Source organism: Streptomyces sp. NPDC031265, assembly GCF_055570295.1.
Window position 1 is genome coordinate 1 of record NZ_JBVIHM010000049.1, and the last position, 23,323, is coordinate 23,323.

Here is a 23,323-nt window from a genome sequence, read left to right on the forward strand (position 1 = left end):
TCCCTCCTTTGTGGCGCCCCCCCCCCCCCCCCCCTCCGTGTCCCGCCCTTCGGGCGGACGACGCTACTTTCGAAACACGCCCTAGGACCGCCTCACCGGATCCGCAACCGTCCGCGTCGCGACTGAGGAGTGCGCCACGACCGGGAAACGGCGCTTTCTTGCTGAACGCTGCACCCAGGCCGCACGCATGCGCCGGGCCTGGGCCGGCTGCCGTCGCGTCAGCGGATCAGCACCGGCAGCCCCAACGATCGGGCATCCGGCGTGTCAGCCGGAGAAGACCCGGGTGTTCTGTGCGGCCGCGATCCGCCAGCGGCCGTTGTCCTTGGCGAGGACGTACATCGGGCGGCCTTCCGGCTGGTCCTCGATGGGCTGTCCGTCGAGGGTGACCGGCCGCTGGCGGACGTTGACCGCGGCGACGTCCGGGCGGACGAACAGGATCCGCACGACCTCGTAGGTGGCCGTCGACTGCTTCATCGCGCCGGGCAGCACCTGGCGGGTGAAGGCGTCGATCTCGTCCCAGCCCGACAGCCGCTTGCCGTGCGCGGTCGTCCACACCGGGTGCTGCTTGCGGAAGTTGCTCATGAACGCGTCGACGAGCTCCTTCTGCTGCGCGTACTGGACGCCCGCCACGAAGCGGACGATGGCCTCGACGTCGGCCTGCTGCCCGTCCTCCGCACCGAACACCTCGATGCTGTTCGTGTCCACCTGCGGGTACGAGAGTTGGCGGACGTCGGCGACCGCTCCCGCTCGCCGCGGCAGCCAGCCGAGGCTTGCGCGTGCCGCGTCCCCGCTGACGGTCTGGTCGAGGGCGAGCGCGTCGGCGAACGGTGCGCCGAGCTCCGCGCGGGCGTCCTCCAGAGGCCACGACCGCGGCTCGCCGTCGACCCCGGCCGCCGCTCCGGCCGCTGCCGCGAGGTCGCGTACCAGGACGGCGGATTCGGCGACACCATGCCACAGGCTGCCGGCGGGCGCTTTCTCGACGGTGGCGACGAACAGGTCGGCCAAGTCGTCGACGTGCACCATCGGCCAGTGCACGGCCTCCTCGCCGACATACGTCGGGGTCCCGTGCTTGCGAGCGAGGTCGACGAGCAGCGCGGGTATGCCGCCGCCGTTTCCGTGCACGATGCCGGGGCGGATCACCGTTGCCCGCACGCCGGCGTCAGCGGTGTCGAGCACCTGGCGCTCGATTGCCGGGCGGTATCCGACGATCGGCAGCGGGTTGACGGGGGCGTTCTCGTCGGCGGCGTCCGGGCCGGTGGCGCCGAGGACCCATACGCCGCTCGCGTACACGAACGCGCGCCCGGTGCCGCGCAGCGGGTCGGCGAGCGCGGTGATCGCTGCGGCGTCTACCGCGGCGTCGCCGGTCGGGGGCGCGAGGTTGACGACGGCGTCGATGTCGGAGGTGACTGCGCGGGTGAGTGAGGCGGGGTCGGTCAGGTCTCCGACGCGCTGCTCCTGTCCGGCGTCCGGGCGGTGGGCGTCACGTACCAGCGCGACCACCTGGTGTCCGGCGTCTGCGAGGTGCGCGGAGACGGCGGAGCCGATGTAGCCGGAAGCGCCGATGAGAAGGACCTTCACGGGGATCACCTTTCACGGAAGCCTGGCGCCCTGGTTGAGCGCTGGTCGAAAACTTCGATGTCGAAATATTAGACACGGGGCTATCGCGATGTCAAAAACTTCGACGTCGAAGTGTTAAGCTCCTGGCGAAGTCGGTTCGACGGCCGGGCGAGGCAGGACCCCACAAGGGAGGACACATGGCGGCAACCCCACCGGGCGACGGCGTGGACGCGATCATCCGGCAGTGGCAGCAGGTCCGGCCCGACCTCGACTGCTCGCCGATGGCCGTGATCGGCCGCCTGTCGCGTGCGTCCCGCCTGCTTGAGCGGGCCCTCAAAGAGCACTTCGCGCAGTACGGCGTCGAGCCGTGGGAGTTCGACGTCCTCGCGACGCTCTACCGCTCGGGCCCGCCGTACACCGTCAGCGCGGGAGAGCTCAGCACGGCCGCGATGGTCAGCTCGGCGGCGCTCACCAACCGCATCGACCGGCTCGTCGACAAGGGCCTCGTCGACCGGGAGCTCGACTCCACCCACCGGCGCCGCGTCCTCATCTCCCTGACGGACGCGGGCATCCGCGCCATCGAGGACCTCGTAGAACACCACTTGGCGAACGAGGAACGCCTCCTCGGCGGCCTGGCCCCCACCGAGCGCAAACAACTCGTGCGGCTCCTCCGCACCCTGCTGATCTCCCTCGGCGACCAACCGCGGACACCGACGACGCACTGAGGCGATCCGGGCCGCGGGGGTGCCCGCGGGACTCTGCCGGAACGGGTGCCCGGTGATGCGCCGCGACAGTTGTCGGACTCCTTCTGCTGGACATCGCCAGCGGGCTGCTGGTGCCGTCGGCGGGCGGGCCGGGCTCGACGGCAGCCCGGCGACCGCCCGGCGCGCGGCACTCGGCCGCTGACCCGACCTGACCCACCCGGGCCGGGCACCCCAAGGAGTGCCGGGCCCGAAGGTGTCAAGGGTTCTGCCGATTTCGGCCGTGCCGGTGGGGTGGGTGGTGGGGCTCTGGCCGGTGCGGGGTGAGTGGCCGTTTATTCTTCAGGGTGGCCGCGGGAGGGTGGGCGCTTCGCGGTACGCGGCACCTGCGCAACGGCCGGTCCGGCCGGTCGAGGACACCGGCCTGCGTCGGGGCCTCGGCCTGGACGAGGACCACATGATGCTGAGCACGAAGGCCGTAGGGGAGTCGGGTGACCCCGCTGGCGTGCGTCTCAGCGATGTGGGCCGCCCGCCCGCACACAGATGACCCCCGGGGAGAAGCGAGGTATGGCAGTGATCTGCGTCGGAGGCATGATCGGGATCGGTAAGACGAGCGTTGCCGAACTGCTCGCGAAGGAGCTGGGCAGCACGGTCTTCTACGAGAACGTGGAAGACAATCCGATCCTTCCGCTGTTCTACACGGCGAGCCCCGAGGAGATCCAGGCGAAGCGCTACCCCTTCCTGCTTCAGCTGTACTTCCTGCAGACGCGGTTCGCCTCGATCAAGGAGGCGTACAAGCAGGGTGACAACGTCCTGGACCGGTCCATCTACGAGGACTGGTATTTCGCCAAGGTCAATCACGATCTGGGCCGGATCAGCTCCCTCGAGATGCAGGTGTACGAGGGACTGCTCGCCGAGATGATGCGCGAGATCGACAGCCTGCCGTACCGCAAGGCACCCGATCTCATGGTCTACCTCAAGGCGGATTTCCAGACGGTACTGCACCGCATCGGGCTGCGGGGCCGCGATTTCGAGCAGGACGACACTCTCGTCGAGTACTACCGCACCCTGTGGTCCGGCTACGACGACTGGGTGCACCAGCACTACTCGGCCAGCGATGTCCTCGTCGTCGACATGAACCACACCGATGTGGTGAACAACCCTGAGGATGCAGCCCGTGTGGGGCGCGAGGTCAAGGAGGCCCTGGCTGCGGCCAGGCGCCGCATCTGAGCCCGTTCCGCGGGATCGGATATGCCTGGGACGGGACGAAACGCCCATTCGGCTCCCGTCCGCCGACCGCATCGCCATCGAAGTCGAGTGAGCGGTCACCGGACGTCCGCCGGCACCGGCTCATGCGACCCACCTGGCAGACGTCCGGCTTTACTGCTCCCGGCACTGCTGCGGACAAGGGCACCACAGGGTTGGTCCGGATCTGCTGTTCCCGGCGGGGTGGGTGCCCCGAGCCCTGGGTATACGGCTGTATACAGTGTGCGGTATGAAGACGACCCGATCTCTGCCCGCCCTGGCGCTGGGGGTGTCCGCACTGTTCGCGGGCGCTCCCGCCCCTGCCGTTGCCGATCCGGCGCCGCTCGTCACCACAGGCGCGGTGTTCAACAACCCGACGGGGGACGCGGCCGCCCAGGACGCGGTGTTCGGCCACATAGCCCGGCTCGTCGACGGGGCCCAGAGGGGCTCGGACATCAAGATGTCGATGTACGTGCTCGGCTCGGACTACCTCGCGGCCCGGCTGACCGCGGCGCACCAGCGCGGCGTGAACGTCCAGGTCGTCCTGGACAACGAGAGCCTGCTGCACTGGGCGGGCAAGGTCACGTACCCGAAGCTCGTCGAAGGCCTCAAGCCCGCGACGGGGTCCGGCACTTCCTGGGTGCGGGTCTGCGCGGAGAACCAGGCGTGCCTCGCCAAGGACCCGAACCCGGACGACTCCTTCCACGGCGTCAACCACAACAAGTTCGTGCTCTTCTCCCACACCACCGGCAGCGGCGCGGGCACGGTCCCGGTCGACGACGTGGTCGTGCAGACGTCCGCCAACCAGACCCCGTGGGACCGGCAGCACGCCTTCAACGACGCGCTTACCGTGGCTGGCAACACCGCGCTGTACGCCGCGTACACCGGCTACTTCAACGACCTCGCGGCTGCCCAGGCCGGGACGAAGGCGCAGGTCGCCGACTACCCGGCGGAGTATCCGGCGGGCAACGCGAAGGCGTACTTCTTCCCCCGGGCTGCCTCCGACCCGATCCTCAACATCCTCAACAGCGTCGACGACCCGGTGGACGGGCAGCCCGCCTGCTACGGGAATTCTCCGGGCCACGGCACCGAGGACGGCCGTACCGTCGTCCGGGTCGCGATGCACCAGATCACCCGGCCCGAGGTCGCCAAGAAGCTGTGGGAGCTCGACGACGCGGGCTGCTACGTCGACATCGTCTACCGCTACCTCGACGTCGAAGGGGCCGGTACGGCGATCGCCGACCAGCTGTCCAAGCCGACCAGGTTCGGCGGGATCGCCCTGCACCGCTTGGACGACGCGGACGACGGCGACGGCGACCCGAAGACGCGGAACGCGATGGCCACGCACTCCAAGTACCTTCTGATCGACGGGACCTACCTCGGCAAGGCCGACCAGAAGATCGTCTTCACTGGCAGCCACCCGTACACGAAGAGCGCGTTGACGACGAACGACGAGGCGCTCCTCAAGTACGACGACGCCGCGGTGCACGACGCCTACCGCGAGAACTTCCGCGCCCAGCGCGCGCTGGCCGACCAGCAGGTGGCCCGCGTCGGATCTCCCGGCTGACCCTCGACCACATCGAGGAGACCAACGAGACGGTCCGCATCCGCCTCGGCGCTGATCCGGTCGACTTGCCGTACCCATCGCTGACATCAGGGCCCCGGGGCCGTCCACATGATGATTCGGGGCCCGAAACGCTCGTGCCCCGCGTCTCTCCCAGGGGCGAACCCAGTTCCCACTGAACATCACGGACCTGGCCATCGCCCTCACCGGAAGCTGAGCCGTCCCGGAACACGCCTCCTCGTCGGCGTGCCGCTCGCGCCCCCGGCCCGCGGCGGGAAGCGTGCCCTTGTCCTCGGTCCTCGCCCGCATCCGGCGCCGTACGAGCCAGTGGCGCGAGCGGCACGCCGACGAGCAGAACACCGCCGTCGCCTTCGGCAACGGCTCTCCGTATCCACGGCACAGCGGCGGCTCCTCGTCGCCGTCCGCGGGACGCGCCGGTTGTAGGGGGCCAGCCAGCGGAACAGCCCGAGCCGGGTCTGCGCCTTGGAGGTCCAGCGGCGTCCGTGGAGCAACTCGCGTTTGAGGCCCTGGAAGAACGACTCGGCGACGGCGGTGTCGTAGCTCGAGGCGACCCTGCCCATGCTGCGGCGGATGTCGTGCCGGCGGCAGACGTCCGTGAAGGCCGCCGCGTTGTATTGCGCGCCCCTGTCCGTGTGAAAAATGACGTCGTCAACGCAGGTTGCGGTGCGGGTGCCGGCGCGGTGTCGCCTCGGACTGGTTGGAGCACAATCGGCTGCTGTTGGATCGCGCCCGCAAGGCCGTCGCGCCGCCCCGGTGAGGGTGGGCCCGCGCCTCATCTGCTGTTGCTGCCGTGCTCGGAAAGCTTGGGCCCGCGGACAGACGACTCACCGGCAGAGCGTCACACGGTCGTGCCGACCGACATCAGCGGGCTTTGAGTTGTGTCAGTTCGGTACTGGACTGGCGATGCGTTCGATGCGGGGCTCGGCGAGCCTGGTGTAGTCCGCGCCGGAGATGGCCAGCGAGCGGTCAAGGCGGGCGGCGTTGAAGTAGAGGCAGGGCTGGGCGATGACGTCTGGGTCTGCGACGAGTTCAAGTTCGGGGTCGAAGCTGAAGGGCAGGACGGTGCCGGGGACGGCGTGGGCCAGTCGCTCGGCCGTGGCTGCGTCACAGAAACCGACGTAGCGGGCGGCGAACAGTGTCCGGATGGCGTTGAGGTCCACACGCCGGTCACCGGGGACGACCGCGAGTACGTAGCGAGTGACTCGCCGGTCGATCTTGACGATGAGGATGAGGCATTTCGCTGCTTCCGACACCGGGTGTCCGCGCAGTGCGCTGACCGTTTCGGTTGTGCCTTCCGGTTCGTGGTCAATGAGCTTGTACACGGTTGCCGTGCTGTCGAGCAGGTTGATCAGACGCTGGTAGGTGTCGTTGTCCGGCATGGGGACTCCTTTTTGTGGGTGGTGCGGTGGGTGCGTTCGATGCCCTGTCCCCAGTACGTTCCGGTGACCATGAGCGCCGCCCCGAGGCCGGCAAGGGCGGTGACCTTTTCGCCGCCGAGGCCGATGCCGACCGCGACGGCCCAGACCGGTTCGGTGCCGAGTAGCAGACTGGCCCGGCTTGCGGAGCTGTTCTGTACCGCCCAGGTCTGGGCAAGGAAGGCGAACACGCTGCAGAACAGGGCCAGATAGACGAGCCGGCCCCAGACCCCGGGATCGACCTGAGTCAGCCTCGGCAGGCCGCTGGAGGCCGGCACGGCGAACAGCACCGAGCCGAGAACCGTCTGGACGGCCGTGAGCTGCAACGGCCGGACAACGCGGCCCTTCGTCAGTCGCCCCACGAGCGCAACGTGCACTGCGCGCACCACCGCGGCGGCGAGCATCAGCAGGTCGCCGATGCGGGGAGTGTGGAAGCCGCTGCCAGACATGAGCAGTGTGACGGCCAGCAGGCACAACCCTGCGGCGGCGAAGAAGCGCGCGGGCAGTGGGCCGTTGTCTGCCGTGCGGTCCAGCAGTGGGGTGAGGACGATGGTGAGGCTGATGATCAAGCCGGCGTTGGCCGCGCTGGTGTGCGCGACGCCGTACGTCTCGAGAACCAGGACCGCAGCCTGGGTGACCCCCAGGAAGGACCCGATACGCACCTCGTCTCGCGTGTAGCGCCCCTCTTGCCGGATGGCGACGAGGGCGAGGCAGGCGATCCCGGAGATCGCATACCGTGCGAACAGCACTACGAGGACGGGCAGGGCATAGGTGGCCGTCTTCGCGGCCAGGTAGCTGGAGCCCCAGACGATGGCGACAAGTAGAAGCACTGCGTCAGTGCGGCGGGCGTGGAACACCCCCCTACGCTGCATTGCTTCCACGCTGAAGCCAAGGGCGAAGTTCTTAAGAGATCTTGAAGTATCACTACACTGAGAGGGTGAATGAACGACAGCTGCAGATCCTGCGAGAGCTCGGCGAACTGGGAAGCGTCACCGCGACCGCCGAGGCGTTGTTGATGACTCCCTCGGCGGTCTCCCAGCAGCTACGACTGCTGCAACGCTCGATCCCCGTCCCGCTCACCGAGCGCGATGGACGGCGGCTGGTGCTCACTGACGCCGGGAACGCTCTGGCGAGCGCGGCCATCGAGGTGGAGACCGCGCTCGCCAGGGCACGGCACACCATCGAGGAATTCATCGACCGGCCGGACGCGGGTGTGTCGGTGGCGGCTTTCCACAGCGCGGCCGCCGCGTTCTTCCCGCTGTTGCTGCGTGGCCGGACCGGCTCTGGGCGCCCGCATCTGACGCTGGCCGACGAGGACGTCGCGCAAGACCACTTCCCGAGACTGACCCGGGACTACGATCTCGTACTCGCCCACCGCCTCGACCAGGCGCCACCCTGGCCGGCCTCGGTCGCCGCCAGCACGCTGCTGCGCGAACCGCTCGACATCGCTCTGCCGGCCGACCACCCCCTTGCCGCCAAACGACGCCTCACCCCGCGAGACGTCGCCGATCAACCCTGGATCACCGTTCACGACGGCTTTCCACTGATGGCGACCATCGACGCCATCGCGACCGCCGCAAACCGGCGGCTCAACATCGTCCATCGCATCAACGAATTCACGGTGGTCGCCGAAGCCGTAGCCGCCGGAGGCGGCCTGGCTCTGATGCCACGCTGGACCACTCGTCCGCACCCCGCACTGATTTTCCGGCCGCTCAGTGGCGTGCACACCCGACGCCATATCGATGTGCTCCACCGCCCGGAACGTTCCGCACGGCGAGCCGTACGGATGGTGCTCAACGAACTCGACCATGCAGCCGCAGCGATCCGGAACCGAGACGTCAACGCGGGTTCCGGTGAGAAAGAGACACTCCCTGCCGAAGCCTGAAGCGGCGAGTTGGCCATCTGAGTTCTGGTCACGAATTGCTGGCGTACGATGCCAACTATCTCGCTCGCACAATGAAACGCCATCCGCTCGTCGTGGCCCACGACATGCAGTCGAAGGCTGATGCAAGGATGGACACGAGCAGGTCCTGGACTGGTGCGACATTGTCGTGACCGACCACCGGCCGATGTTCGATCACAGCGGTCGGTACGGCGGGCACTCGCCTCAACTGATGTATTTAGTGCCCTGTGTTGACGGTTCGCCACCTTGTCCGCAGCAGGCCGAAGAGGCCGCGGCCCAGGCTGCCCGATACACCCCGTGACCGTCAGGGGGCGTCCGTCCGACGGCGCACTCCCGCGCACCCACGGGGACTTCCCCGAAAAGCGCTGGCCCGGGCCGGAGCTGGGCCGTAGCTTGCTGCGGTGACAAGCGACCCCCGTGAACCATCGGAGCCCCTTCCCACCCCCGGACTCTTCTCCCGTACCTATCTGGCAGTCACGGCGAGTTTCGCCGCGGTGATGTTCCTGACCGGGTTCGCGGCGCTGGCGGTGATGCCGTTGCTGCCGGTGGCCGCCCGAGACCTCGACGGAGTCGGTCTCTACCCGCTGGTGGCAGGGGCGTTCGTGGCGGCGAGCCTGCTCGGTGGTGTGCTGGGTGGGGCGTGGGCGGATCGTGGCGGGGCCCGGCGACCGCTGACAGCCGGGGTGGTCCTGACCGTCGCGACACTCCTCGTCTCCGCAACCAGTACCACCATCTGGCAACTGGTCCTGGGACGTTTCACCGACGGGATCGCGGCGGGCCTGGTGGCCGTGTCCGTCAACGCGGCCATCGGGCAGTCCTACCCGGATCACCTGCGCGCCCGCGCCCTTTCTCTCATGAGTGCGTGCTGGATCGTGCCGTCACTGGCCGGCCCCCCGCTCGCCGGGTTCGTGGCCGCGTCGTGGTCATGGCGAGTGGTGTTCTTCGGCGTCGCCGGGTTCACCCTGATCCCTGCCGCGGCCGCGGTGCTGCTCCTTCGCCCAGCAAAGCCAGCAGCATCGCAAGGACCTGGAAGTCCCGAGGCATCCGTGCGTAGGCCCGCCCTGGCCGCCACTGTGGCGGTGAGCGTAGCCGCGGCTCTCACCCAGTACGGTGTTTCCGCCTGGAACGCATGGCACGCGGCGTGCGCGTCGGTCGGTGTGGTGCTGCTCGTGGCGTTCGCCCCGAGGCTGCTGCCACCGCACACCTGGCGGGCCGGGGGCGGATTGCCCGCCACGGTGCTCCTGCGGGCGCTGACCTCTGGCGCGTTCTTCACGCTGGAAGCCTTCGTCCCCCTGATGCTCAGCACGGCGCGCCATGTGCCGGGCGTGGTCACGGGGTTCGCGTTCACCGGAGCGGCACTTGCCTGGGCCGGAGCCTCCTGGGTGCAGGGCCGCCTGCAGGACCGGGTGCCGCGGCACAGGCTGGTCGCCATCGGGGCCGCAATCATGGCGGCCGCGGTGGCGGTGGCGGCACTGTGCACCATGCCGGCGGTGCCCCCTGCCGCGGCGGTGTCCTCGATGGCGATGGCCGCCGTCGGCATGGGGCTCGCGACGCCGTCACTCACACTGCTGTCACTCGCGCACACTCCGGCTGACAGGCAGGGCTACGCAAGCGGCGCGATGCAGACCTCGCAGAGCCTCGGCCAGACCCTGGTCCTGGCCGTGACGTCGGCTCTGTTCACCGCGGTCTCAGCGGCGTCAACGAGCCGGCTCCCGGCGTTTGCCGGAGCCTACGCGCTCCTGATCCTGCCGATCGCGGCTGCCGCCTGCCTGGCAGGGCGGACGCGCGTCGCGGATGCGGGCCAACACGATGCCTCGGGACTGTGGGTCGCCACGGCCGAGGGACAGCTACGGTAGGCCGATGCCACCGACGCCGCACCGCGCCGCGCTCCTCGTCATCGATATGCAGCACGACATGGGGCCCATCATGCACCGCCTTGAGAGAACCGTCGGAACCATCGCGCAGCTCACCTCTCGGGCGCGTGCTGCGAACGTTCCCGTCATCACGGTTCAGCAGCAAGGATGCGGCGATGCCTTGCCCGGACTGGCACCGCACAATGGAGAGCCGGTGGTGACGAAGACCTGTGCGGACGCCTTCTTGGACACCGATCTCGACGAGACGTTGATCCGGCTCGGCGTGACCGAGGTCCTTGTCACCGGCTTTGCCACCGAGAACTGCGTTGAGACGACCGCCCGCCAGGCCCTCAGCCACGGCTACGACCTGGTGCTGGTGACGGACGGGCACACCACATCGGTCCGCTGCCAGCCGACGGACTTTGCCCCACCAGACCAGTCGATCGCCCATCACAACGAAATCTACCGGCACATCGACTTCCCTGATCGCAGCGTTCGGGTCCTGCCTGCCATAGAGGTTGACTTTATGGCGCCGGAGCTGAATGCACCTGCGGGGTAAGGCGAGGGAGGCTCGCCGCCGTACGGCCATGGCGGCGGGGCGACGGTCCCGGCCCGGTCCCGGACGGCCACCGGGCCGGAAGAACACCCGCCCCACTCCACGCCACGACGTGCACACACCCCGCAAACCGCGGCCACTCAAGCGGCAAACGAAGAAGTCAACCAACCCAGAACCCCGCCGCACAGGTTAGAGATCAAGCCAGCGAGTGAGCGCGCACCGGCTGCGCCTACGAGGGGCGCACATACCGCGCCCCTCGTCCAGCAGGCCGGACTCAGCCCGGAACAGGTCCGTTCGTTGCCCACACCCCCGTCCCGCCAGAAGGCTCCGGCGAGGGTGCCGGACGCGCGGACCAGCCCTGCCGGTGTGATTCGACGGGCTCGACGCCCTCGGTCTGCTGCGCCGTGCCCGTCTGCTGAGTTCGGCCCTGCTGACCCGCACCGACGGGTTCGTCACTGCTCTGGCTCTCATGGCTGACCGGCGTCCCCTGCACTTGCCCGGGCGCCGTGTTCGCCTGCGTCTTCTCCGTCCTCGGCCCCGGTGCGTTGTGGTAGGCGGGTGTGGCGGCTTGGCTCGGTGTCCCGACCTCGCCTGTTTGGTGGCGCGGCGATCGAGTCGCGGGAGCGGATGTCGGCGTGGTGTTGGCAGCCGATGGAGCCGAAGGGAGACGTGCGGGTTGCGAATCGCTCTGAGCCTCAGGCCGACAAACCTGGCCAAGCCGACCGGAGTTCATCGGATCCTGAAACCTGGCCGAAGCCGACTGGATCGTGATGCCGTAGTGCCCAGCAGGCTGGTAGCCATTGTGCTGGGTATGCGAGAACCAGTGCCTCTGCTGGTCCCCCGGAGTGGGGGTGGGGGGGAGCGGCGCCGCGGCATCGCCCGGGTTCGGCGTCCCGGCGTGTCCGCCGGTGTCGGGAAGCTGTGGGCTCGGATCGTCCGAGGGCAGCGGGGGTTGTGATGATGACGTGCCGGCACTGCTCAGCATCCAACCGACGACAACGAGGCTTCCTACCACGCCGATCCCGCAGGCTCCCGCAAGCTTGCCGGCCTTGCCCACGGGTCGTGTTGACCTGCTGAACTGACCTGAGGTCCGGCGCCGACTCGGCTGAGCCGGCGGAAGACCGTCCTCTTGCGGTGCGTGGCATTCGACCCCCCTGCCGGGAGCGGTGAGATTCTGGTGCTGGGTGTCGCTGCTCGATTGAGGCGTGTCCCTCCTTCGGTCCAACTGGACTGCCTCGCCTGTGGGAGGCATGTCCCAGGCCGACCGGAGAGGGACGGAACCTCGACGCGAGGACCAACTGCCCGGATCTGCCCCTCTCGTCCGGTCCGCGCGCTCGGGTTCTCCCACGGCAGCTGCAGAGATGGTGTCCTGAAGCTGCGTCCCACGTGCCCACAGGGGTTGTACGGGATTTGCTTCCGAAACGGTGGTGCGCTCCCCGGACGCCGGGCTCATCTCCTTCCGCGGCCGGAACGCATCCCAGGTCTCGACGCCGGAAGCGGATTCGCGCGACGACTCGGTGGCCGCGACATCGGGCAGAGACGGCGGGCGACTGCGGCCGTGGTCGTCCCGCCACACGGTGTGAGGCAGGGGCGGGGACTGCGGACTCGTCCCCAGCGAGGGCCCACTGAGGCTGTGTTGCAGAGAGACATCGGTTGTGCGCAGCTCGGCGCGTACGGCGTCCAGGGCGTCCAGAACGTCATGGAAAGCCTCCGTGATCGAACGGCCGACGTCGGGTTCCGAAAGGTATTCTCCCCGCGGTTCGATGGGGTCGGTTCGCATCACAGTCCTCCTCAGCCGACACGCCCGAAGTGACCGGGTACGGGCAACCGACGCGTCTCTGGCGATCAGATAGGCATCTGAACGATCGAGCATGTCCTTTCCTCGATGCCCCGGCGTACCGAGACCGCACAAGATCGATCAGTTGCCCAGTCATACGCATCCCGTCGGAACTTTTCTCATGTGACCTTCCTCGATACACGCCCTAGAGGCCCATGCCCGGCAGCAGCCGGCCTGTCAGATCCCGCGCCTAGGCTGTCCGCAGGGATTCGATCAAGGAGCAGGGCAGTGCGAATAGAGCGTCACCAGGTGGGCGGGCCCGTCGTGTCGGCAGCACGCGAGGACTTCACGAACCGCATCGGGGGCCGGGTGCGGTCCATGTCGCGGGCCGGCCGGATGACCACCTACGAGTGGCAGTCGATCGCCGAGGAGTTCCTCGACTACCTGGGCGCGCTCTCCGTCGAGACACCTGGCCTCGACACCTCGGAGGCCAAGGCCGCCCTCAAGGACGCCTCCGAGGCCGCGGCCGGCGCCGTCGCCTACGCGGCGTACCACCCGCACTGCAGTTTCCAGGTCTTCCTGGAGTACGTGAACTTCGGCATGAGCTACGACCCGGGTGAGGACGCCCCCGAAGAGAGCGTCACGCCCGCGGAGTGGATCGGGACCGGCGGCCGGACGCGGTGGCGGCGCTCGCCGCGAGCCCGCTGGTGGTGGAGCGGCCGGCCTTCGACTGGACGGTGAACCCGCAGATCGAGGCCATGTACGAGGAACACGCACGGGAGGCGTTCACCCCCGTCGACGCAGAACCCCTCGCTGTCTGGCGGCTCAACAGCGTCATGAGCGACCAGGAACGCCTCTTCAAGTGGCGCGCGGGGAACCCCGGCGGCGTCACAGACGTCCAGCTCGCGAACCTTCGGCTGGCCTCCCAGATGGGGGCGGCCCTGTTCCGCATCGCACTGGCGGAGCCGGGCACCGAGGTCGAGGTGACCATCGACGGCCGCACACTGCGCTACCCGGCCCAGCGGGACGAGAATGCCGGGGCCGGCAACTGGCAGAAGGCCACTGCATTCGCCCTCATCACCGGCGCACGCGGGGACCTCGCCCCGCTGGTCCTCACCGGCCCTGCCTTCGCACGCCCGGACGGCTCCGCCTTCGCCGCGTACCGCGAAGCCCTCCACGCCTACCTGAAGGGTACCGATCCCGAACCGGCCGCGCAGCGGGCCTTGCAGCAGGCAGAGAAGGCCAAGGACTGGGGTTTCGCCATGCCGCCGGCCGTGCTGCTGTCGCAGCTCGTGGAGGGCGACGAGGAGAGCTTCAATATGGCCCTGGCCGACGCGCTCGAAGCCCACCGCGACTACTACCAGGTCGCCGACCGCGCCGACGATCCGGATGCTTCCGTCGACCTCGATGTCCTCGGCCTGGCCTGCCACGCTCGCCGCCGCGGCTGGGACATCCGGGTCGAATCGGCCTACCTTCCGCAGGGTCTCCTGCGGGCCGCTGAGCCCTTCTAACGGCGGGTCCACAGCGGAACGCCCCTGCTGGGTCGTCCACCGCAAAGTCGAAGCACGGAATGGCGCCTGTGGCTGCCCAGGTTCTGCGACGGTGTGGCCGTCGAGCTGGGGGACGAGGCCGGGCAGCAAGGCGGATTCTGATCAGCCCATGGCCTTGTCAGGGGGGCTCCGGGGCGACGGGTGGGTCCGTGTCGGCGCGGGACCTGGTGCCACACCGGGCGCTTTCGTCCGGCTGTGCCTGGACCCCACCGGCACGGCCGACCGGGCGCATAGGAGCCGACTGCACCCGGACCGCGGTAGCTCGCCTCGCCACCCAGGCGCCGGGTGGGCGCGGGGACGGGAAGGAGGGAGGGGGAAGACGGAGGGCTGTGACAAAAACGAGAAAATGAAACAGACCAGTAACAGTGGGACAACCTTCGGAGTGGACCACGGGTCTGGACCGGCATGAGAATTCCCTTCACGGTTTTCGCCGCCGCCACACTGCTCACCCTGAGCGCAGTGGGCCAGGCGCACGCGGCGGACCAGTCCACAGACGGACGGCTGAAGTTCGGATGGAGCGACCTGCCGAAGAACAGTGCGCGTGACGTCGTCCAGCACGGTCGTTTCACCCTCGTCAACGAGGGCCAGAACACGGTCGACGGAGTCATCCTGCAATTCCGTACCACCCGGGGGATGGAGCTGACGCAACGTTTCTCCAACTGCGAGTACAGCACCACCCCGGAGGACGTCGCCAAGGTCGAGCCCTACCACGGCAAGGTGCTCTGCTTCGTGCCGGGCACGTACGAGCCCGGCACGGCGTACGACGTGGTGCCCAAGGTGGACGTGGTGGGCCGGGGTGTCGCGTACAAGGACTGGCTTCGGACCGAGGCCTACGCCGACACCCCGGCCACGCGCGCGCAGTTACGCGGCCAGTCTTCCGCGGTCAAGGGCACCGGGCCCGAGCTGAAGCTGGAGAAGCTGCCTCAAGGGCAGCCCGCGCCGAATCTGAACTCGGACGACGAGTTCCTCTACCCCAACACGGCGGATCTGTCCGTCAAGGGCACCCAGGTCGAGGGCGTTGCCGGGGCGAGCGTGCAGGCGGCCGTGGAATTCCGCAACCTCGGTCCCGCCTGGGTGAGTGAACTGTGGAGATTCCACCACGTCGCCTATGTCGACATCGACTTCCCCCAGGGTGTCAAGGTCGTCAAGGCGCCGAAGGGGTGCTTCGTGGCCGACCCGGACACGACCGCCCTGGACGCCCCGAAGCTGCAGCCCGGCGTCGACTACCGGTGCCCCACCGGCAGTTTCGTCCTGGAGAACGAGAAGACCACCTACCCTTTCGAGCTGCAGCTCGGCCCGCGTGCGGGAACCGCCAAGGGGGCCGTCTACGTGGGCAGCCCGTACATGTCCTACGACACCACGTTGCAGAACAACCGGGCAGACATCGTCGTGAAGACGACGGGCCAGGGCTCGACCACGGGAGGCAGCGGCGGGACGACGAGCGGGACGAGTACGTCCGGCACCTCGGGTGCCTCGGGCACGTCCGGCTCGGCGGGAACAGCAGGGACCTCCGGCTCCTCGGGCTCGTCGTCGGCAGGGACGGCTGCGGCGGGCGGGTCCACCGCGACCGGTGGAACGACCACGGGCGGCGGTACGACGTCCGGCTCGGGACAGGGCGGGAGCCTCGCCTCGACCGGATCGTCGGCCGCGGTGATCGGGTCTGGTGCGCTGGCTCTGCTGGCTGCGGGTGTGGGAGTACGGCGGGCCGTTCGCCGGCGGTAGTGCGGCCCAGGACAGCCCCTGGAACTGATGTAGTCCACGGGGCGATGCGGCAGCGCAGTGGGTGTTCGGACCGCGCATAGGTGAGGCAGACGCTCGGCTGGGGTGTCCCAGCCGGGCGTCCGTGGCGTTGCGGCAGGTCACCTCTGCGCGTCCGGCACGCGACGTGACCCGCGCGGGAAAGCCGTCGTCGTGTCCCGGCCAACTCGGTCGGTCTACGCTGGCGCCGGTTCGGGTGCTGCCAGACGGGGGTGCGCCTCGCCGACGCCCCCTCCCGGCGAGGCGTCCGCCACCCGTCCTGTACCTACGAAGGGCTCGCCCGGTACCGCAGACAACGGACACCGGAGGGTGCGTCGAACTGGTTCATCCGGGTTCGGTATCCGGCGGGCACGAAAGCGGCCTTCGTCCGGAACATGTACTCCGGCCAAGGAAGACACACGTTCAGCACGAAGGCCGTGAGGGTGAGTCTGGTGCGTGCCCAGGTCGCTGGTAGGCGAACACCGCCGTGCCATGGAGGCGGGTATGCCGCTGCCGGCCCGGGGATGCATCGATGCCGACCGGCTGCGAGGGGCACTGGCCGAAGCGCCAGGGCGGGCGGATCAGTGCATTCCGGCGAAGAGGTCGTTCTCGGGCACGGCCGCGCCGGTGGTGTCCTGGACACGTACGAAGGTCTCGACGCCCATCAACTCGGTGAACCTCTCCTGGCCCATCCTGAGGAAGAAGATGTTCTCGCCCTGGCTGGCGTGTGCGGCCAGCGCGTCGAACTTCTGGCCGCCGAACGCGGTGGTGTCCACCCAGGTGGTGATCTCCTCGTCGGGGAGTCCGATCTCGGCGAGCGCGGCGGCCTCAGCGGGATCCGGTTCCTGCCCGTCCGCACCGAACTCGCGCATGACCTCCCCGAACCGCTGCATCATCGAGCGGGGCGCCGTCGTCCAGTACACCTTCGGTGTCAGCCCGGTCATGGCCAGCGCCGCCATCGTGATGCGATTGGCCTGAATATGGTCGGGGTGGCCGTAGAAGCCGTTCTCGTCGTAGGTGACGACCACGTCGGGCTGGTAGCGCCGCAAGAGTTCCGCGAGTCGGGCAGCGCCCTCCTCGACGGGTGTCTGCCAGAAGGAGCGGGGGGCGTCATTGGTCGGCCAGCCCATCATCCCCGAGTCGGCGTAGTCCAGCATCTCCAGATGACTGACCTTCAGGATTTCGCAGCTGGCCTCGAGTTCTTGACGCCGCATCAAAGCGACGGCCGCTGGATCGTGTCCGGGATCGCCCGGCTTCACACCCCCCGGTCCGTCACCGCAACCGCCGTCGGTGCAGGTCACGAGGACCGTGCGAATGCCCTCCGCCGCGTACCGCGCGAGGACTCCTCCTGTTCCAGTGGCCTCATCGTCGGGGTGGGCGTGTACCGCCATGAGCGTCAAGGGCCTGCTATTCATGAAAAGTCCTCCAGTGTGAAAACGTCTCGGTCCGAGTCCGTGGCGAGCGCATGAGCGGCCGCCCCTCAACGTCGGATGACCGGGCGTACCGCGAACCCGAGGTGCCCCGTATCACAACAGGACGGCCCGTTGGTCTCTGTGTTCCCCGCCCGCGCGGCGCCGGTCTCTTCGCCGGTGCAACAGTGTTGGCCGTACCGGTTGTTCCCGCCGCACACCGGAAAACTCTGGGCCTTGGCTTTCGCGAGGGCGCGGGGCTTGCTGCATCGGCCCGGACCGCGCCAGGCCGATGCACGGATCGCGACCTCCTGACGGAAGGCCCGCGGCCGCCCCTGTGCGGGTTGAGGGACACGTCCGGCAGAATCCGGGGGCAGCGTGGCACGGGTGTCGGCATCGCATGGGAGATGCGCGAAAGCCCTGCGGCCGGCGGTGCTTCGGTGTCCGGGTACGCAGGTGGTGAAGCCGACGTGGATTCGCCGTACGCAACTACGGTCGCTCGGCGGCGGGTTCGACGAAGACCAGGACAGACGCCAGTTGTGCGCCGTGCGAGTCCTCGCCGTGCCGGCCGAACCCGTAGTGCGTCTCGACGCGGGTCACGGTCAGCGGGTTGCCGGTGGTCCACAGGGTCACGCTCTGGCCTACGGCGGGGATGGGCATGGGGCCCTCGAAGAGGCCGAGGTCGATGGCCTCGTCGCCCTGCTGGTAGAGGAAGGTCATGACCTGGCGGGTGTGGTCGTAGGGCCGTGCTTCGTTCACCTTGTTGAGGGCGGCGAGCGTCTGCTGGATAGCGGTGGGGAGTTCTTTGTCCATCGGGTCATCATGCCTTTCTTGGGCGGGGCTCGGGGATGCGGGAAGAGGGAGCCGGTTCCCAGCCGGAGCGGATGTTGGACCGCTTCTTCGGGCTGATCAGGCGGCTTGCGCCTTGGCCATGGAGTCAGGCTGCGTTTGCCGAGCGTGCTGGTGGTGTTGTGCCCAGCGGACAGCGGGTGGTGCTGCCAGGCCGGTCAGGGCGAACATGGCTCCGACGACATACCAGCCGGGGCGGCCCCAGGTGATGCAGAGCGCGATGAGCAGACCCGGCCCAAGGGCCTCGGCCAGTCCGGCGCCCAGGCCGAATACGCCCAGGTACTGGCCGGTGGCGTGTGGTGGGGCGAGGGTGAAGGACACCTCGAAGCCGGCGGCGGCTCGGCGCCCGCGCGGAGCCGAAGCACGGTGTGGAGCCTGTCGTCGGTGATGACGGGGGGCCCGCCGCCATGCTTGCCCTTGCGGGCTGCGGTGTCGAGCCCCACCAGCGTCGATTCGCGAAGAGCTGCACAGGGAGCCGCGCGGCCCGGGTACGGCGGGACAGACCGGCGAACGTTCGGAAGACGATCACGGGAGCGCGGCTGCGAGCGGGGTTTCCCTTCAGGGTAGATCCGGCCCGAACGCCGACGATGGCTCCGCAGGTCGGAGGTGTCTACTGTGGAGGAAGAACCAGATCCCTGGAGTGCGCCATGTTCGTCATCCTCGGGCTCATCATTCTGATCGCCGCACTCGTCATCGCTGTGGCCGGGGTATCCGCCAACGCCGGCAGCGCGCACGATCTCACGGGCGGATTCTCCGTCTTCGGCTACCACGTCACCGGCTCCACCGGCAACCTCTTCCTCTACGGCATCATCGTCGGCGCCGCCGCGCTCCTCGGCCTTGCCTTGCTCCTCGCCGGGGCCCGCCGCAGCGCAGCCCGCCACGGCCTGCGCCAGTCACGCCGAGAGCAGGCCGTGATCGACCGGGAACGCGACGACCTCATCGACCAACGCGACACCGCCCGCGCACAGGCAGGCGCGCAGGCAGACGCGCAGGGAACGGACGACCTGGCCCGAACCCGCACATCACGCCGAGGCAGGCACTGGTTCGGCCACCGCGCAGCCCACAGGTGACGCCCATCTGCACCCTGGGCCGTCCCTCCGGCAACGGGGGCTGAGCGGGCGGCTCAGCCCCCCGCGGGTAGGTCCCGGCGCGCTCTTGGCGAGCGGCCGGGTGAAGTGCGCGGCCGCCGCCCGCCCTGACGCTCGTTGGTGAGTCCGTGGTTCAGGATTTCCGGGTCGCGTGCCGCGCTGGTGGCGGGTGTCCGGGCCGCGGCGCCTCGCCAGAGGCAGCGCTGCCTCCCGTTGGGCTCCCGTAGGGGATGCCCGCCGCACGCTGATTGCGCCCGCGCGTTTCAGGACGGGGACCGCGCCGGTGAGATCCACGAATGGCGGGCACGCCATCAGCGGTCTGGCCCACCGACAACCAGCAGGGGCGCGGTCTGACCTGAGAAGTCAGTGCTTCCGGCGGCGAAAGTGCACCTGCTGGCGGCTACGGAACCGAGCATTCCCCGGTTCCGCGGCTCCCATCAGGCGGCGTGCTGGGGCTGTCGCAGTTCTGCCTGGCCGAAGAGGAGGGCGTAGCCGCCGGGGAGCTGCTGGAGGATGCGGGCGAGCAGGTCGGGCCCGGCCAGGTGTGAGACGACGGTGAGTACGGCGCCGGTGTCCCAGCGGGCGGTGGCCGGGGTGGTGCCGGTGCGGGCGGCCAGGTCCTTGACGAAGCCCCAGCCGGTGAGCTGTTCGGTGTCGGGGATCTGGGCAGTCAGGGTGAGGGCGGCCTCGACGGGGAGGCAGCGTGCGAGGTCGACGCGTTCGTCTCCGGTGATCTGCCGACCGAGTGCGGCGAGGACGTTGCGGACGGGTTCTGCGGCCCGTTCGCGGGTGGGGTAGGCACCTTCGTAGCGCACGCGTTCCAGCATCTGCTCGAACGTCATGGCCGTCAGGGACGGGTTCGGTCGAGGCTGGTCGTACATGGTGCTGCGGTTGCCTTTCTCTTCGAGGGTTCGGGTTCCGGCCGGCGTCGGTCAGGTGGGCTGGGGCTGGCCGAACAGGAGGTCGTAGCCGTGCGGGAGCTGGAGCAGGACCTCGCGGGTGAGGGTGTCGCCCGCGGCCGCGGCGACGGTGGAGAGGACTGCGCCGATGTCCCAGAGGGATGTCTTCTCGGTGGCGCCCTCGATCCAGGCCGCGGTCGCCCGGACGAAGCGTTCGGGTGAGAGCGGTTCGGCGGCCTGCAGCGGGTTGAGGAGGATCAGGGCGTACGTCTCGGGGAGTCGGGCGGCGAGTTCGGCCCGCACGGTGCCGACCAGGTGTGCGCCCAGCAGGGCCAGGACGACGCGGGCCGCCCGTTCGGCTTCCGCCGGGGTCTGGTACTCGCCGCGTTCCTGGATGTGGGACAAGAACGCTTCCCGGCGCATCGACATCACGTCACCTCCGGGGGAGGGGGAAGGGGTGAGGTATGCGGAGGACGGGGTGCCGGAGGGGGGATCGACTTCCCGTCCTCCGCCGCTGGTGCCGGGCTGGTCAGCCGGAGATCTGCTTGCGGCCGGACTCTCCGCCGATGGTGATCTTCCGCGGCTTGGCGCGCTCGGCGATCGGGATCCGCAGGGTCAGGACACCCGCGTCGTAGTCGGCTTCGATGTGCTCGGTGTCGAGGGTGTCGGCCAGCATGACCTGGCGGGAGAAGACGCCCAGGGGCCGCTCGGAGAGCTCCATCTGTACGCCGTCGGACTTCCCCGTGGGCCGGCGCTCGGCCTTCACGGTCAGCATGTTCCGCTCGACGTCGATGTCGATCGCCTCGGTGCTCACTCCGGGGAGGTCGAAGGCGATCACGTACGCATCGCCCTGGCGGTAGGCGTCCATCGGCATCACGGACGGCTTCGACCACGTGCCCGACGTGCCCGACAGTTGCTGGACGATCCGGTCCATCTCGCGGAACGGGTCGGTGCGCATCAACATCGCGAAACACCTCCAGTTGGTTCAGGCAGGAACTGCCAATGCGCTTCAACGTGCTCCCGTTGTAACATGTCATCGAAACGATGACAAGCAGGGAGTCATCTGGAGGATGACATAGTGACGGAGAGTGTCATGCACGCAGCCGCCGAGCCGACCGCACCAGTCCCCTTCCTTACAGCCGCAGCGGCACTGGAGACCATCCACCAGGCCGTAAGGGACGCACAGCAGCCCTCCGCAAGAATGCCGACGGCCCGAGCGACGCCCCCGCCGGACTCCGGCCCGCACCCGGCGCTGGCCGCACTGCTGATGCTGCGCAAGGTCCGCGAGCAGCTCGCCGGCTGGGAGAGCGGCCTGATCGAAACCGCCCGCGATCAGGGCGCCAGCTGGGCCGACCTCGCCGGCCCTCTCGGGGTCGCCAGCCGCCAGGCCGCAGAACGCCGCTATCTGCGTCTACGCCCCGGCACCGCCGGTAGCACCGGCGAGGAACGCATCCAGGCCACCCGCGACATGCGCGCCGCCGACCGCACCGTCACCGCCTGGGCCCGCGACAACGCAGCCGACCTGCGCCGACTCGCCGGCCAGATCACCTCCCTCACCGGCCTCCCCACCGGCGCCCAGGGCGCCATCGGCGACCTGAACCAGGCCCTCGCCGACAACGACGCCGCCCGTCTCCTCCGGCCCCTGACCAACACTCGGCCCCATCTGCGACCCCAGGACGCCGAGCTCACCGAACGCATCGACGCCATGACCCGGCACACCGACCGACTCCGCCAGGACACCCACGACCAGCGCAGCACGTGACCCGTAGCCTGTCCGAGGCAGTTGAGGGGCAGGCGGCGCCTCTCTGTTTGTGGGTTGATGGACGGCACCGGGGTGCGAGGCCGCGAGTGTGCGATGGGAGTGAGGACATCCGTTGCGGGAGGGTGCCTGCGCACTCGCTGGCGTGGTGAAGGCGGCTGTCCGAGCCGTGCCGGAACTGTCCTGAACGGAGACCAGGAGCCGGTGCGTTGATGCGAGAGGGTGCGTCTCGTGGCGGGCGGGGTCAAGGACATCCGGAGCTTGTTCTTCCGAATTCACCGCTCGTGATTCACCGCTCGTGCGCATGTCGGGTACGCACACCTTCCCAGCGAGGTATCTGCAGGGGGAAAGCCGGTACGAGAGAGGGCCTCCGCCGCCCGCCAACCGTCTCCAGCGGACCCGCATCCCATGGCCGCGTCCGGCCCTCACCAGAGTCCGCTACGGCCTCAACTCCTGGCGGTGGGGGCGGGAACGCGCCCGCGTCCCGCGCAGCCACTGGCAGGAGACCTACGCCGGGCCGTCCCTGGACCGGCCCTTCCCGGCGGTGCTGTTCGTCTTCGACCTACCCCGCGCCGTGCGGGCCCCGGCGGAGGGAGGCCGCCTTCCACGACCGCGCCCGTCGCATCGGCAGCGTGAACTACCGGATCACCGTGGCGACCACGACCCTCCCGCTGCTGAACCGGCACGGGTCCCACCGGCCGTTGTGGCGCGTCGTCGGCCACGGCGAGGACCGTCGGGATCTGGCCGCGCTGCCGAAGGCGTAGGCAGCTTGGTCCGGTCCTCGCAAGGGGCCGGGTGAGCGGCCGACAACGGGCAGCTGAACGCCTTCGGCCCCCACGGTCCTGGAGACCCGCTCTGAGGCTGGCGTCGCTGCCCGCCGGTGGGTTTCGTGGCGGCACAGCCCGGCGCCTCCGTGATCACCGCGCACCGGCAACCGCAAGGTCTTCGCGATCAATCCGCTCGCCGCCTCCCGCTACCGCGACCGGCACAGCGTCAGCGGCAAGAAGTCCGACCCCGGCGTGCCCTGGTCCTGGCGAACATCCTGCGCACCGACATGCACGCCCACCGGCCGCGGCCCGATCGACGGGTGGAGGTTCCCGACCTGTCAGTTCTCCGGCGCCTGCTGGTCAACGCCCTGGCCGTGCTGACGGCCGACGCCCCAAGTGCAGGCGTGCTGGGGTGATCGGCACAGTGTGATGGTCGACGAGATCGCTCTGGACTTTGACCATGCCTTCCGTACGGCCGGGAGGCTGATCGAGCACCAGCAGCTGAGCGCGGACGCCGTTACCGCTCTGAGATCGACGCACTCCTCGTAGACATGAGCGGCCAGGCGCAGGCCGACCGATGGACACGGGACGCGGGTGGGGGGGGGGGCGGGGGGGTGGGGGGAGCGGGGGGGGGGGGGGGGGGGGGGGGGGGGTGGGCCGATGGGGGGTCGCC

The 23,323-nt window shown here is 69.2% G+C and carries 21 protein-coding genes and 3 pseudogenes; 14 read left to right on the top strand and 10 right to left on the bottom strand.

Features of this window, described 5'->3' with window-relative positions; all coding sequences use genetic code 11:
- Window positions 1-264 precede the first annotated feature (264 nt).
- Entirely contained in the window at window positions 265-1,578 is a 1,314-nt protein-coding gene (locus ACZ499_RS38430) for an SgcJ/EcaC family oxidoreductase (protein ID WP_468681641.1), read from the bottom strand.
- Between the two features lie 176 nt (window positions 1,579-1,754).
- On the opposite strand from ACZ499_RS38430, the gene ACZ499_RS38435 reads away from it, so the two are divergent.
- From ACZ499_RS38435 to ACZ499_RS38445, 3 genes are all read left to right on the top strand, one after another.
- On the top strand, window positions 1,755-2,282 hold the full coding sequence (locus ACZ499_RS38435; protein ID WP_468681643.1) for a MarR family winged helix-turn-helix transcriptional regulator: 528 nt from the start codon (window positions 1,755-1,757) through the stop codon (window positions 2,280-2,282).
- A gap of 543 nt (window positions 2,283-2,825) precedes the next feature.
- On the top strand, window positions 2,826-3,488 hold the full coding sequence (locus ACZ499_RS38440; RefSeq protein WP_468681645.1) for a deoxynucleoside kinase: 663 nt from the start codon (window positions 2,826-2,828) through the stop codon (window positions 3,486-3,488).
- Between the two features lie 265 nt (window positions 3,489-3,753).
- Window positions 3,754-5,070, top strand: a complete 1,317-nt coding sequence (locus tag ACZ499_RS38445) for a phospholipase D-like domain-containing protein (RefSeq protein ID WP_468681647.1) — start codon at window positions 3,754-3,756, stop codon at window positions 5,068-5,070.
- A gap of 200 nt (window positions 5,071-5,270) precedes the next feature.
- On the opposite strand, the pseudogene ACZ499_RS38450 reads toward ACZ499_RS38445, so the two are convergent.
- The 3 genes and pseudogenes from ACZ499_RS38450 to ACZ499_RS38460 all read right to left on the bottom strand — a co-directional run.
- A pseudogene (locus ACZ499_RS38450) lies at window positions 5,271-5,741 on the bottom strand (integrase core domain-containing protein); the annotation flags it as partial.
- A 228-nt stretch (window positions 5,742-5,969) separates the two neighbouring features.
- Complete coding sequence (locus ACZ499_RS38455; protein ID WP_468403341.1) at window positions 5,970-6,467, bottom strand: YbaK/EbsC family protein; 498 nt, start codon at window positions 6,465-6,467, stop codon at window positions 5,970-5,972.
- Complete coding sequence (locus ACZ499_RS38460; protein ID WP_468681649.1) at window positions 6,437-7,360, bottom strand: DMT family transporter; 924 nt, start codon at window positions 7,358-7,360, stop codon at window positions 6,437-6,439. Before ACZ499_RS38460 ends, ACZ499_RS38455 begins: the two co-directional genes overlap by 31 nt.
- An 80-nt stretch (window positions 7,361-7,440) precedes the next feature.
- On the opposite strand from ACZ499_RS38460, the gene ACZ499_RS38465 reads away from it, so the two are divergent.
- The 7 genes and pseudogenes from ACZ499_RS38465 to ACZ499_RS38495 all read left to right on the top strand — a co-directional run bounded on the left by ACZ499_RS38465 (window position 7,441) and on the right by ACZ499_RS38495 (window position 15,864).
- Window positions 7,441-8,388, top strand: a complete 948-nt coding sequence (locus ACZ499_RS38465; protein WP_468681650.1) for a LysR family transcriptional regulator — start codon at window positions 7,441-7,443, stop codon at window positions 8,386-8,388.
- A 515-nt stretch (window positions 8,389-8,903) separates the two neighbouring features.
- Entirely contained in the window at window positions 8,904-10,262 is a 1,359-nt protein-coding gene (locus ACZ499_RS38470) for an MFS transporter (RefSeq protein ID WP_468681693.1), read from the top strand.
- Window positions 10,263-10,266: 4 nt separating this feature from the next.
- Window positions 10,267-10,818, top strand: coding sequence for an isochorismatase family protein (locus tag ACZ499_RS38475; protein ID WP_468681652.1), 552 nt, complete (start codon window positions 10,267-10,269; stop codon window positions 10,816-10,818).
- Window positions 10,805-11,008, top strand: a pseudogene (locus ACZ499_RS38480) (NF041680 family putative transposase); the annotation flags it as partial. The gene ACZ499_RS38475 and the pseudogene ACZ499_RS38480, both read left to right, overlap by 14 nt.
- 1,872 nt (window positions 11,009-12,880) lie before the next feature.
- The gene (locus tag ACZ499_RS38485) at window positions 12,881-13,333 is read left to right on the top strand and encodes a hypothetical protein (RefSeq protein ID WP_468681654.1); all 453 of its coding nucleotides are present in this window, start codon (window positions 12,881-12,883) and stop codon (window positions 13,331-13,333) included.
- A complete protein-coding gene (locus tag ACZ499_RS38490) occupies window positions 13,246-14,103 on the top strand; it encodes an immunity 49 family protein (RefSeq protein WP_468681655.1) in 858 nt (285 codons plus the stop codon). The genes ACZ499_RS38485 and ACZ499_RS38490 overlap by 88 nt, the downstream gene beginning before the upstream one ends.
- 444 nt (window positions 14,104-14,547) lie before the next feature.
- Complete coding sequence (locus ACZ499_RS38495; protein ID WP_468681657.1) at window positions 14,548-15,864, top strand: hypothetical protein; 1,317 nt, start codon at window positions 14,548-14,550, stop codon at window positions 15,862-15,864.
- Window positions 15,865-16,460: 596 nt separating this feature from the next.
- On the opposite strand, the gene ACZ499_RS38500 is transcribed toward ACZ499_RS38495, so the two are convergent.
- The 3 genes from ACZ499_RS38500 to ACZ499_RS38510 form a co-directional block, all read right to left on the bottom strand.
- Window positions 16,461-17,294, bottom strand: a complete 834-nt coding sequence (locus ACZ499_RS38500) for a PIG-L family deacetylase (RefSeq protein ID WP_468681658.1) — start codon at window positions 17,292-17,294, stop codon at window positions 16,461-16,463.
- Window positions 17,295-17,777: 483 nt separating this feature from the next.
- Entirely contained in the window at window positions 17,778-18,101 is a 324-nt protein-coding gene (locus ACZ499_RS38505; protein WP_385534336.1) for a hypothetical protein, read from the bottom strand.
- A gap of 96 nt (window positions 18,102-18,197) precedes the next feature.
- On the bottom strand, window positions 18,198-18,458 hold the full coding sequence (locus ACZ499_RS38510) for a hypothetical protein (protein WP_468681660.1): 261 nt from the start codon (window positions 18,456-18,458) through the stop codon (window positions 18,198-18,200).
- Window positions 18,459-18,784: 326 nt separating this feature from the next.
- Between ACZ499_RS38510 and ACZ499_RS38515 the strand changes: the two genes are divergently transcribed.
- Entirely contained in the window at window positions 18,785-19,207 is a 423-nt protein-coding gene (locus ACZ499_RS38515; protein WP_468681662.1) for a hypothetical protein, read from the top strand.
- 455 nt (window positions 19,208-19,662) lie between these two features.
- Here the strand turns inward: ACZ499_RS38515 and ACZ499_RS38520 are convergent, their stop codons facing one another.
- From ACZ499_RS38520 to ACZ499_RS38530, 3 genes are all read right to left on the bottom strand, one after another.
- On the bottom strand, window positions 19,663-20,106 hold the full coding sequence (locus ACZ499_RS38520) for a DUF2267 domain-containing protein (protein WP_468403321.1): 444 nt from the start codon (window positions 20,104-20,106) through the stop codon (window positions 19,663-19,665).
- A 51-nt stretch (window positions 20,107-20,157) separates the two neighbouring features.
- Window positions 20,158-20,553: a DUF2267 domain-containing protein gene (locus ACZ499_RS38525; protein ID WP_468681665.1), complete on the bottom strand. Its 396-nt coding sequence runs from the start codon at window positions 20,551-20,553 to the stop codon at window positions 20,158-20,160.
- A 100-nt stretch (window positions 20,554-20,653) separates the two neighbouring features.
- Complete coding sequence (locus ACZ499_RS38530; protein WP_385534329.1) at window positions 20,654-21,088, bottom strand: Hsp20/alpha crystallin family protein; 435 nt, start codon at window positions 21,086-21,088, stop codon at window positions 20,654-20,656.
- Window positions 21,089-21,217: 129 nt separating this feature from the next.
- Here ACZ499_RS38530 and ACZ499_RS38535 point away from each other — a divergent pair, with 129 nt between their 5' ends.
- The 3 genes and pseudogenes from ACZ499_RS38535 to ACZ499_RS38545 all read left to right on the top strand — a co-directional run.
- Window positions 21,218-21,886 (top strand): HSP18 transcriptional regulator, encoded by a 669-nt coding sequence (locus ACZ499_RS38535; protein ID WP_468681667.1) that lies wholly within the window; start codon window positions 21,218-21,220, stop codon window positions 21,884-21,886.
- A 629-nt stretch (window positions 21,887-22,515) separates the two neighbouring features.
- Window positions 22,516-22,647 carry a hypothetical protein gene (locus ACZ499_RS38540; protein WP_468681669.1) on the top strand — a complete coding sequence of 44 codons (132 nt, stop codon included), beginning with the start codon at window positions 22,516-22,518 and terminating at the stop codon, window positions 22,645-22,647.
- Between the two features lie 159 nt (window positions 22,648-22,806).
- Window positions 22,807-23,021: pseudogene (locus tag ACZ499_RS38545) on the top strand (IS110 family transposase); the annotation flags it as partial.
- Between the last annotated feature and the right edge of the window lie 302 nt (window positions 23,022-23,323).